The sequence below is a fragment of the Kitasatospora cystarginea genome (genome assembly GCF_039533515.1).
In the GTDB taxonomy this organism is placed as follows: Bacteria; Actinomycetota; Actinomycetes; order Streptomycetales; family Streptomycetaceae; genus Kitasatospora; species Kitasatospora cystarginea.
Genome location: NZ_BAAATR010000030.1, coordinates 91,169 through 102,796 on the forward strand (window position 1 = coordinate 91,169; position 11,628 = coordinate 102,796).

Annotated in this window: 2 protein-coding genes; both read right to left on the reverse strand. The window is 72.0% G+C overall.

The genetic code is table 11. From position 1 onward, the window contains the following. Window positions 1–29: 29 nt before the first annotated feature. Complete coding sequence (locus tag ABD369_RS27890; RefSeq protein WP_344639313.1) at window positions 30–8,027, reverse strand: condensation domain-containing protein; 7,998 nt, start codon at window positions 8,025–8,027, stop codon at window positions 30–32. Further along, the coding region (locus ABD369_RS27895) for a MupA/Atu3671 family FMN-dependent luciferase-like monooxygenase (protein WP_344639314.1) at window positions 8,024–11,628 on the reverse strand (3,605 nt) is incomplete at its 5' end. The genes ABD369_RS27895 and ABD369_RS27890, both read right to left, overlap by 4 nt.

Here is an 11,628-nt window from a genome sequence, read left to right on the forward strand (position 1 = left end):
TCAGCTATCAGGCCGGCGCGGGCGCCAAATCAGCGATCGGTGGCCGCGGGTGCCCCGGCCCGCAGCATGTCGCCGAGCGCCACCACGATCTTGCGCGGACCGACGAAGGGGCGACGGGCGTGTGCGACGAGCATGTTGTCGATCACCAGCACGTCGCCCTCCTGCCAGGGGAACACCAGCGACTCACGGTCCATCACCTCGCGGACCTCGGCGATCACCTCGTCCTCGATGACCCCGCCGTCGCCCCAGTAGACGTTCCGCGGCATCCCGGCCTCGCCGTAGAGCGCTTCCAGGGACTGCCGGGTGTCCGGGTCGAGGCAGGAAACGTGGTGCAGAGCAAGCTGGTTGAAGAAGACCATCTCGCCGGTCCGCGGGTGCGGCAGCACCGCGTCGGCCACCCGCCAGGTCCTCAGCGTCCCGTCCGGCGCCCACTCGAAGCCCTCGCCGGCCTCGAGGCACTTGCGCTCGACCTCGGACCGGTCGTCGGTTCCGTAGAACCGGGACCAGCTCACGTCCACCGAGTCGATGAAGTTGCGGACATAGCGGAGCTTGCGCCGGGCGAACTGTTCGACCAGCTCGGGCCGGAGCGCGGCGTACACCTGCCGGCAGTCCACGATGGGCGTCTCGCCGCCCTCCTGCGCTGCCACGACGCACGAGAAGAACTGCCGCATCGGCCAGGTGTGCAGATGCGAGCTCTCGTTGTGGAACAGGATCGACCGGTCCTCCGGGTAGGGAGTGGACTTGTAGATCCGGACCGACTCGCCCTCGCGCGGCAGGTCGCCGTACTCTCGGAACAGCGTCGGGCAGATCGCCGACGCGGCCTCCTCGAACCTTTCGACCGACCCCTCGTGGAAGCCGCGCAGCAGTAGCGCCCCGTGGCGGTGCAGGTAGTCGTCGACGAGTTCCCGGTTGGCCCCGAGCCAGCCGGGCAGATCGACGTCGGCCGCGGCCGGTTCCAGGACCAGCGGCGTCTGCGGCAGGCCGGGCAGGAATCCCGTCTTCACCGGATTGATCCGGGCGATGTCCACCGAGCGCCGCCTGGCGCCGCGCAGCGCCTGGAGCTTGGACGCCTTGGAGTGCTGTTCGGTCATGTCTCGCAATCTCGCCTCTTCGTCGGTCTCCATGCGCAGCGCCCCGATCCGGGTGTCCGGTGCGGTCGCGGCACTCCTCAGGAGCTGCACCAGGTGCACCGCCATCCGGTCGATCGTGGTCGCGTCGAAGAGCTCGGCGTTGTAGATGAAGGTGCCCGTGATCCCCTGCTCCTGCTCCTCCATGAAGAGGGTCAGGTCGAACTTGGTGTGCAGCGCGTCGACTTCGATGGTGTGCGCGGCGATCCCGGGCAGTTCGAGGGTGATGTTCAGCTTCTGCAGCAGGAACAGCACCTGAAAGAGGGGGGTGTGGGCGGGACTGCGCTCCTGCCTCAGCTCGTCGACCAGCGTCAGGAACGGCAGGTCTTGGTGCGCGTAGGCGTCGACCGAGGTGGCGCGGACCCGGGCGAGCAGTTCCCGGAAGGTCGGGTTGCCGCCGAGGTCCGTACGCAGCACCAGGTTGTTGACGAACATGCCGATCATCTGCTCGAACACGGCTCGGGTGCGGTTAGCGTTGGTCGTACCGACGCTGATGTCGGTGGTCCCGGCCAGGCGCGAGAGCAGCACCTTGAAGCCGGTGAGCAGCACCATGAACGGGGTTGCGCCCTCGGCCCGGCTGAGTGCGACCAGCTCCGCCGCCAGGTCCGCGGGGACCACGAACCGCCGGACGGCGTTGCGGATCCGCTGCGCCGCGGGCCTCGGCCGGTCCGTCGGGAGCTGGAGCAGTGCCGGTGCTCCAGCCAGCTTCCTCCGCCAGTAGTCGAGTTGGCGCTCGAAGACCTCGCCGTCGAGCCAACGCCGCTGCCAGTCGGCGAAGTCCGCGTACTGGTGGACGAGCGGCGGCAGCGGTGAGGGCTCGCCCCGGACGAACGCCGAGTACAGCGTGACGAGTTCCTCGACCAGCACGCCGAGCGACCAGCCGTCGGAGACGATGTGGTGGATGTTCACCAGCAGCACGTGGTCCTCGGCGCCGATCCGCAGCAGCGCCACCCGGATCAGCGGCCCTGCCTCCAGATCGAAGACGCTGCGCGCGTGCTCCTGGGCGAGCTCGTCGACCTGCTCCTCCCGGACCTCGCGGACCGGCAGCTCGACCGCGAACTCCTCGTGGACGCGCTGCACCGGCGAGCCGTCCACGGCATGGACGGTGGTCCGCAGCACCTCGTGCCGCCGGATGACCTCGCGCAGGGCACGCCTGAGCGATTCGGTCTCCAGCCTTCCCACCAGGCGCACCGCACCGGGGATGTTGTACGTCGCGCTCGGACCGTGGAACTGCTCCGCCAGCCAGAGCGACTGCTGGCCGAAGGACAGCGGCAGCAGCTCGTGCCGGGGGATGCGCCGCAGCGGGGTGTCCGCGTGCGGGTCGGCCCGGCGGGCCTCGCGCACCTTCTCCGCCAGCCCGGCGACCGTCGGCGCGTCGAACAGCGCCCTGACCGCGAGAGGGACCTCGAACCGGCGCCGGACCCGAGCCATGACCTGCGAGGCCAGCAGTGAATCGCCGCCGAGACGGTGGAAGTCGTCGTGCACACCGATGGCGTCGGTGCCGAAGAGCTGCCGGAAGATGATCAGGAGCTCGCGCTCGACGTCCTCCTCTGCCCCTCCCGCCTCGGTGGCACGGGCCCGGCGCAGGGCATCGCGGTGTTCGAGGCCGGTGGCCAGGGCGGCGTCCGGCTCCTGCCGGGACACCACGACCGTCCCGGGCCGGCCGATGGCGCGCTCCAGTGCCTGGACCTCGCCGTCGGTGTCCCAGTGGATCGACGCGGTGCGGTGGCCGTCGGCCAGCGCGTCGAAGAAGGCGCCAGCGACCGCGGGCCTCAGCGCGCCCTTGGCGCCGATGACGGCCTCCGGCGGCGAGACGAGCGCGACGGTGCCGATCCCGGCGTCGGCGGCCGCGCGGGTGACGGCGAGTGCCGCCTTCGCGTGCGGGGCGGCCAGGGCCCGCAGCTGTGCCGGGGTCCACTCCGAGGGGGTGTCCCCGAGCGGCAGCTCCGGTGCGTGGATGATCCCGTCCACCCTGCCGAACCGTGCCGCTGCGGCACCGATGGCCTTGGCAACCTGCTGATGCTCCGTCGGGTCACCGCTGACGGCGAGGACTTCGGCACCGAGTGCCTCGAGTTCGCGGACGGCTTCGATGCGCGACCGGTTGGCGCACAGGATCGCCTCGGCGCCACGCGCGAGGTGCGCGGCGTACTCCGGGGTGTCGACGGCCGTGGCCTGCTGTGCGAGCACCAGACCGTAGTCCGTGGCCGCCCGAGCCGAGCCGGATCGCGGGAAGGACACGACGTCGGCGAACGGCTGCTCCCGCAGCACCCGGTCCCAGGTGTCCAGCGGGATCAGCGGCGAACCCGTCCTGACCTCCTCGTCCTCGAAGAGCCACCAGCCCTCCGCGAGCCCCCAGAGCATCTCGACCCAGCGCAGCGACACCACGGCCTCGACCAGGCACAGCAGCCCGCCCGGGGCGAGCAGGCCCCGCAGGTTCTCGACCGTGCGGTCGATCCGAGGGGTCGCGTGGACGACGTCGAACCCGATGACGGCGTCGAAGGAACCCGGATCGAGCCCCTGACCGGCCGGGTCCTGCGAGATGTCGAAGACCTGGCAGCGCAGGTCGGTGAAGCCGTAGCCGGCGGCCCACCGGCGCGCGCGGCGGACGAAGGAGCTGCCGAGATCGGTGAAGCAGTACTCGACCTCCCGCCCCTGCAGCAACGGGGCGATGATCCTGGTCAACTGGCCGTTGCCACCGCCGATTTCGAGGATCCGCAGCGGCCTTCCCGGCGTCCTCTCGGCCAGCCGCTGCAGCAGCCGCCCCAGCAGCGCCGCGTAGACGCGGTAGTTGCTCCCGTCGAGCAGGGTCCGGAAGGCGTGCTCAAGCCGCGTCGGGTCTCCGTCGGGGAAGAGCACACCGACGGCGTCGACATCGCCGCTCAGCGCCGCCGGGAAGTGGCTCACGCAGTGGTCGAGGAAGGAGATGGTCGCCTCGAAGCCGGGCAGTTGGGCCCTGGCGGCCGCCGAGTCGGTCAGCTCCACCCGCTCCGGGCCGACGACGACCTCGATCCGGTCGCCCTCACGCCGGATGATCCCGTCCTGGTGCAGCACCTCCAGGAAGAAGTCGAGGAACTTCTCGAACTCCGGCAGCAGCCGCATCCGGGCGGCGATCTCCGCGCGCCGGTGGACCCGGCCCTCGCCGAGGTCGACACCCGCCGCGGCCAGGGTCCGGTACACATGGCTGCCGCAGAGCCGGTTCAGGACGGCTCCGACCGCCGCCCGGTCCCATGCGGGGCCCGCCTCCGCGGTGAGCTCGCGCTCGGCGGCGGTGAGCGCCGCGACCTCGTGCCGCACCTCGGGCAGTGCCGCGGCACCGGCGGCCTCGGCCAGCGCGAGCTCACGGCCGGTGGACTCCTCCAGCCACCGGGTCCACTCCTCGCGGGCGGGCAGCGGCTGCCGCTCCACCAGGGTGAGCCGCGCCTTGTGCGCCTCGGCCAGCCGGCGGGCGAGGGCGGCGGAGACGCCGGTGAAAGCGCTGGTGAGGAGGTAACTCATCCCCTCGCGACCGCCAGCCGAAGGCCTCAGCGGCCGGGCTTCGTACGATTCGAGGTGGCGCACACCCCCGCGGTAGGCGACCTGGGTCTCGCGCAGGCCGCCCGCGAGCTCCGCGACGATCCCGAGCGCCGCCGACGCGAGCCGGTCGTCGATGTCGAAGCAGGCGATCGGCAGCTCCGGATGGTCCTCCGCGACCGCGCGGCAGAACCCGGCCAGCGCGGCCTTGGCGACCGAGGGTTCATCCCCGGCCGCGACCGCGTGCAACCGGTCCGACACCACCGCGAGTTGGACCTCGCTGGTGGCATGCCCGAGGAGCGCCTGGACCCAGGCCCCAACCGTCTCCAGGCCGTCGCGCTGGGCCTCCTCGAAGTCCTCCACCGGCCCACGACCGCAGCCCAGGACGATGTGGCGCGGCATCAGGTCCTGGTCCTGGAGCGCCTGCAATAGGTTCTCTATGTCCTCGGGGCTCGCCGAGTCGATGGTGAAGCCCTCGTCCGTCGCCGCGAATGCCGCACCGCGGCGGACCCGTACGACCGACTGCCGCGCCTGGTCGAGCCGGTCCGCCAGCGCCTGCCCCAGCTCGTCGTCCACCGCCAGCAGCCAGCCTTCCGGCTGCGGCAGCCCGGTGGGGTCAAGGTCCCCCGGCAGGGGGGCCGGACGCCAGCCGCGCTCGAAGCAGCCGGTCCCGGCTCCGGCGTCGGACCAGTCCGACCCGGCGCTCCGCCAGGGCGTCGCCCCTGCGGTGCCCGGCTCTATCCAGTGCCGCTGCCGCTCGAACGGATAGCCCGGCAGCAGCATGCGGTGCCGCCGCTCACCGGCCCAGAACTCCTCCCAAGCCACCGGCACACCCGCGCAGTAGAGGGCACCGAGGGCGCCCAGCAGTGCTTCGCCGTCGCTGCGGGAATCGTTGCCACCCCGGGCCGAGGCCACGATCCGGTGCGCCGCCACGCCACCCCGCCGCACCATGGGTGCCAGCGTCCGGCCCGGGCCCACCTCCAGGAACAGCTGCCGCCGGTCCTCGGCGACGGTGTGGACCGCGTCGGCGAACCGTACGGTGCCGCGCAGCTGGCGGGCCCAGTACTCGGGGCTGCGGATCTCGGCCGGCTCAAGGATCCGGCCGGTCATGCACGACACGACCGCGATGCTCGGCGTGCCCCGGTCGACCCGCGCCACCCGTTCCTCGAAGGCCCGCATGATCCCGTCCAGCATCGAGGAGTGGAAGGCGTGCGAGGTGCGCAGCCGCCGGTGCTCCACCCCCATCGCCGCGAGCCGCCCCTCCAGCTCCTCGATCGCCGGGTACGGGCCGGACGCGACACACTGCTGCGGGTCGTTGACCGCCGCCAGCGAGCAGTCGCCCAGCACCGGTTCGAGTGACGCCTCGTCGAGCGAGACCGCCAGCATCGCCCCGCCGGGCAGCTCGTGCATCAGCCGGGCGCGGTCGATGACGAGGTCGAGCGCGTCCTCGGGACGGAAGACGCCGGCCACCGTCGCGGCGACGTACTCGCCGAGGCTGTGCCCGAGCAGGACGGAGGGCCGCACGCCCCATTCCAGCCAGACCTCGGCCGTTGCCAGCGACACGGTGAAGAGGGCGGGCTGGGTCAGCCAGGTCTCGTCGAGCCGGGCCCGCTTCCGCTCGTCGTTCCCGGCATCCGGCCAGATCGCCTGGCGCAGGTCGAGCCCGAGCCGTCCGGCCGCGTGCCTGGCGCACCGGTCCACCGTCGCGCGGAAGCGCGCCTCCCCTTCGTAGAGGCCGGCCAGCATCCGCAGCTGCTGTGCGCCCTGTCCGGGGAAGAGGAATGCGATCTCGGGTGCGTCTTGCTCGGCCACCCCGGAGAGCAGGGCGGACGGGCGGGATCCGTCGAGCGCCGCGATCGCCTCCGCGCGGTCGCGGCAGACGACGGCGCGGCGGTGCGGGTAGGCCCTGCGCCCGCTGCTGAGCGTGAAGGCCAGGTCGGGCAGCTCCGCGTCCTCGGCCTTCCGGAAGGCCGCGGCCAGATCGGCGCTCGCCGCCTCCAGCGCCTCGGCCGAGCGCGCGGAGACGACGACCAGCTGCTCGGGCCGCGACGGCCCCGAGGCCTCCCGGAGCGGTGCCTCCTCGAGCACCACATGCGCGTTGGTACCGCCGATACCGAAGGAGCTCACCCCGGCGCGACGGCGTGCTTCGCCCGATGAGGTCCAGGCGCGGTGTTCAGTGTTGACGTAGAAGGGGCTGCTCGCGAAGTCGATGGCCGGATTCGGCTGGTCGAAGTGGAGGCTCGGCGGGAGCTCGGCGTGCCGCAGCGCCTGGACGGCCTTGATCAGCCCACCCACGCCGGCGGCCACGTCGAGATGCCCGACGTTGGTCTTGACCGAACCGATCGCGCAGTACTGCCTCTTGTCGGTCCGTTCGCGGTACGCCCGGGTCAGACCCGCGATCTCGATCGGATCGCCGATCACGGTGCCCGTCCCGTGGGCCTCCACGTATCCGACGGTCTCGGGGTCGACCTCGGCGAAGGCCAGCGCCTCCGCGATGACGGCGGCCTGTCCGGTGGCGCTGGGGGCGGTGAAGCCGGCCTTCAGCGCGCCGTCGTTGTTGACCGCCGAGCCGCGGATCACCGCGAGCACGTTGTCGCCGTCGGTGAGTGCGTCCTCAAGCCGCTTGAGCAGCACCAGACCCACCCCGCTGCCGAAGCGCGTCCCCCCGGCCCGGGCGGCGAACGCTCGGCAGTGGCCGTCAGGAGAGTGGAGGCCGCCCTCGTGGTACTGGTAGCCGACCTCGCTGGGCAGCACCGCGCTCGCGCCTCCGGCGACGGCGAGATCGCAGTCGTAGGCCAGCAGCGCGCGGCACGCCTGGTGGACGGCGACGAGCGAGGTCGAGCAGGCGGTGTCGACGCCGATGCTGGGACCGGTCAGGTTGAACTTGTGCGAGATCCGGGTCGGCGCGAAGCCCTTGTCGGTGGCGAAGAAGATCCGCTGCATCCCGACCTGCTCGACCAGCTCCGGATGGCCGAGCAGGTTGTTCACCAGGTACGAGGGAAAGCCGACGCCGACGTAGACACCGGTGGACGCCTTGAGCGTCTCCGGGTTGTACCCGGCGTGGTCGAACAGGGTCTGGGTGCTCTCCAGCAGCATCCGGTGCTGCGGATCGAGGATCGACGCCTCCATCGGAGTCAGCCCGAAGAAGGCGGCGTCGAACTCCTCCATCCCCTCCAGCCGGGTGGCCGCCCGGACGTAGGCCGGGTCGCGGAACCGGCTCTCCTCGACACCGGCGCTGAGCAGCTCCTGGTCCGAGAGCCAGGTGATGGACTCGACCCCGTTCGCGATGTTCCGCCAGAACTCCTCGGGATCCGAGGCCCCGGGGAAGCGGCCGGCCATGCCGATGATCGCGATGTGCTGGACTTCGTCCTCGATGACTGACTCGGTCATGAGCTCTGCCTCCTGCGCTGCTGCCGCCGGACGGCAGCCTTCCGCTTGCTCGCCCGGCTGTCGACGCTCTCGCGCGCCCCGCCGCCCGCGTCCCCGTTCGAGCCGAGGTGAGCCGCGAGCGCGGCGATCGTCGGATAGGTGAAGACATCCGCGAGTTCGATCCGGCCGAGACCGGAGGCGGAGATCCGGGTGTGCATCCTGGCGGCGAGCAGTGAATGGCCGCCGACCTCGAAGAAGTTCTCGTGCACGCCCACGGTCTCGCGCTCCAGCAGCTCGGCCCAGATCTCCTGGAGCGAGCCTTCAATCCCGTTCCGCGGGGCCACGTACGCATCCGGACCGCCCGTACCGACCGCATCGGCGCGGCTGATCAGCGCGCTGCGGTCCACCTTCCCGTTCAGCGTCAGCGGCAGCCGCCGCAGCTCGACGATGCGCGACGGCACCATGTACTCGGGCAGCATGGCGCGGGCGTGCACCCGAAGAGCGGACTCGTCGAACAGCGCGCCCTCGGCCGTGACCACGAAGGCCACCAGGCTGCTGTCACCGTCGCGGTCGCGCCGGGCGACCACCGCGCAGTCCGCCACGGCCGGGTGGGCGCCGAGCACGGTCTCGATCTCGCCGAACTCGATGCGGAAGCCGCGGACCTTCACCTGGTGGTCGGCGCGGCCGAGGAACTCCAGGCGGCCTCCGCCCAGCGGGCGGACCACGTCACCCGTCCGGTACATCCGGGCGCCGGGCGAGCCGGTGAACGGGTCGGGAAGGAACCGCTCGGCAGTCAGCGCAGGCCTGTCCCAGTACCCGCGCGCCACCCCGGTGCCGCCGATGAACAGCTCGCCGGGCGCGCCGAGCGGCACCGGCTCAAGGTGCGCGTCCAGGACGTACAGCGAGGTGTTGGCAAGCGGTCCGCCGACGGTCACCCGGCCCGCCGCATCGGTTTCGAGCCGCTGGACGGCGGACCAGACGCAGGTCTCCGTGGGGCCGTACATGTTGAAGACGTCCACCACCCCTGCTTCGCCCAGCCGTCCGGCGAGCTCCGGGGGCGAGGCGTCGCCGCCGACCAGCATCCGGCGAAGCGGGCCCAGCGCGGCGTGACCGCCCTCCTGCTCCTCGAGCAGGAGGCGCGCGAAGGCGGGCGTGCACTGCAGGTGGGTGACCCCGTGCCGGGACAGGGACTCGGCGGGCGAGTGGGAGCGCTCGGCGGCAGGCTCCGTCAGCGCGCGCCTGAGGGTCGCGATGTGCTCCAGTGCCTCGATCGCCAGTTCGTCGCCGACCCCGAAGTCGATGAGGCAGGCGATCTCGTCGACCCCGACCTCCGCCAGGTCCCGCACGACGTCGGCGCAGTGCTCGGGCGTGCCGAACAGCGCGCTGGTGCTGGAGTACCGCTCGAAAGCGTGATCCACGATCAGCTCACGGTGCAGCACGGGGTCCAGTCCGAGCCCCTTGGCCAGCCCCTGCATCAGGTCTATCGAGCTGCGGAGGTAGTTCTTGAACGGCTCGCGCACCGCCTCGCGCACCAGCTCCGGATCGGGGTGGACGAAGGTGTGCAGCATCAGCGTCACCACCCCCTCGTCGTGTCCGGCGGCGGCCCGCGCCTCGCGGTAGATGCCGATCTTCCGCGCCAGCTCGTGGGTGTTCTGCCCCAGCAGGTGGGTCAGCAGGTTGGCGCCGCGCTCGCCAGCCTGGCGGAAGGTCTCGTCGCTGCCCGCCGCGGTCGCCCATACGCGGAGCTCGGGCTGCACCGGGCGAGGGAGCGTGGCCACCTCGACCTCCGCGCCGACGCCGTTGGTACGGCGGACGGCCTCGCCCCGCCAGAGTCGGCGGACGGTGTCGATCCCACTCCACATCAGCTCCTTGCGGTCGGCGAACCGGTCCGGGGCCAGGACGAAGTCGTTCGGCTGCCAGCCGGAGGCGAAGGACAGTCCGACACGTCCGTCCGACAGGTTGTCCACGGCGGCCCACTCCTCGGCGACCCGCAGGGGATCCTGCAGCGGGAGGACGACGCTGCCGGCCCGGATCTCGACCCGGTCGGTCACCGCGGCGACGGCGCTCGCCAGCACCGAAGGATTCGGGAAGGCGCCACCGAAAGCGTGGAAGTGCCGCTCGGGGAGCCACACCGCGCGCAGCCCGTTGGCGTCCGCGAACCGCGCCCCGTCAAGGAGCAGCCGGTACAGCTCGCGGCCCCTGCGCTCACCCGAGTCCGCCGCGAAGTAGAAGAGGCCGAAGTCGACCGGCCGCGACGGCGCCCGCCGCCCCGCGGTGGCGGCCGGCGTGCGCGCGTTCCACCGCCCGGTCCCGACCACGACCCGGTAGCCCCGGCAGAGCGTCCACAGGAGTTCGAGGACTGAGATGTCGAAGCAGACACTGGTGACGGCGAGCCACACCGGCTGCCCGTCCACGGCCTCCGGCTCGCCGCCGACGGCGCGGTCGAGCCCGACGAACAGGTTGGCGACATTGCGCCGGGTGACCATGACACCCTTGGGTCGGCCGGTTGAGCCCGAGGTGTAGATGACATAGGCGAGCGCCTCGCCCGGAACCCTGGTGATCGGTGTCGGCGCCAGCTGCCCGGCCTCCTCGGCGAGTGTGTCCAGGACGACCAGTTCGCCGTCGTAACCGCCGAGCGCTCGCCGTCCCGCCTCGTCCACCATGCACAGCGCAATCCGCGCGTCACCGGCCGTGTAGGAAAGGCGATCCGCCGGATAGTCGGGGTCCAGCGGTACATACGCTCCGCCCGCCCGGGCGATGGCGAGCATGGCCACCACGAGGCCGACCGACCGCTCGACGCACAGGCCGACGCGTACCTCCTCCGCCACCCCGCGGGCACGCAGGGCGGCGGCGAGCCGGCCGACCCGGTCCGACAGTTCGCGGTACGTCACCGCTTCCTCGCCGCACACCAGCGCCACCGCCTGCGGGGTTCGCCGCACCTGCGCGTCGAACTGGTCGAGCCAGTCCTGCCTGCCGAGCTCCACCGACGGGCCGCTCGCCTCGCGGCGGAGAGAGAGCTCGGCAGCCCGGGACATGGCCGGCAGCAGCGAAATGCGCTCGGTCGGCCGGGCGGCGATCTCGCCGAGCAGTGCGAGGAAGCCCTCCGCGATCCGCTCCACTGTCGAGCGCTCGAAGAGATCGAGGTTGTACGTCCAGGAGCACACGAAGCGCCCGTCGGCCTGCTGGACCGAGAGCACCAGATCGTACGGAGCACCGCGCTGGCCGGACACGGCCAGCGGCTCGAGCGGCAGCGGCTTGAGCGCCGGACGTGCCTGCTGCCAGACGTACATCACCTGGAAGAACGGTGAGCGCCGGGGATCACGCGCCGGGTTGAGGCGCTCGACCAGCAGCGGGAACGGGTACGGGTGGTCCAGTGCCCGGAGCAGGGTCGTCCGGGTCCGGTCGAGCACCGCCGTGAACGCGGGGTCGCCGCCCAGGTCCGCGCGTACGACGACCGGGTCGGCGAAGAAGCCGACCGCGTCGCGCACTTCGGGCACCCGCCGATTGGCGGCGGGAGTGCCCACGGTGACGTCGTCCGACCCTCCGTACTTCTGCAGCAGCACCTGGAAGGCCGAGAGGAAGAGCATGTTCGGCGTCGCGTCGGGCTCGCGCGCGAGGCCCA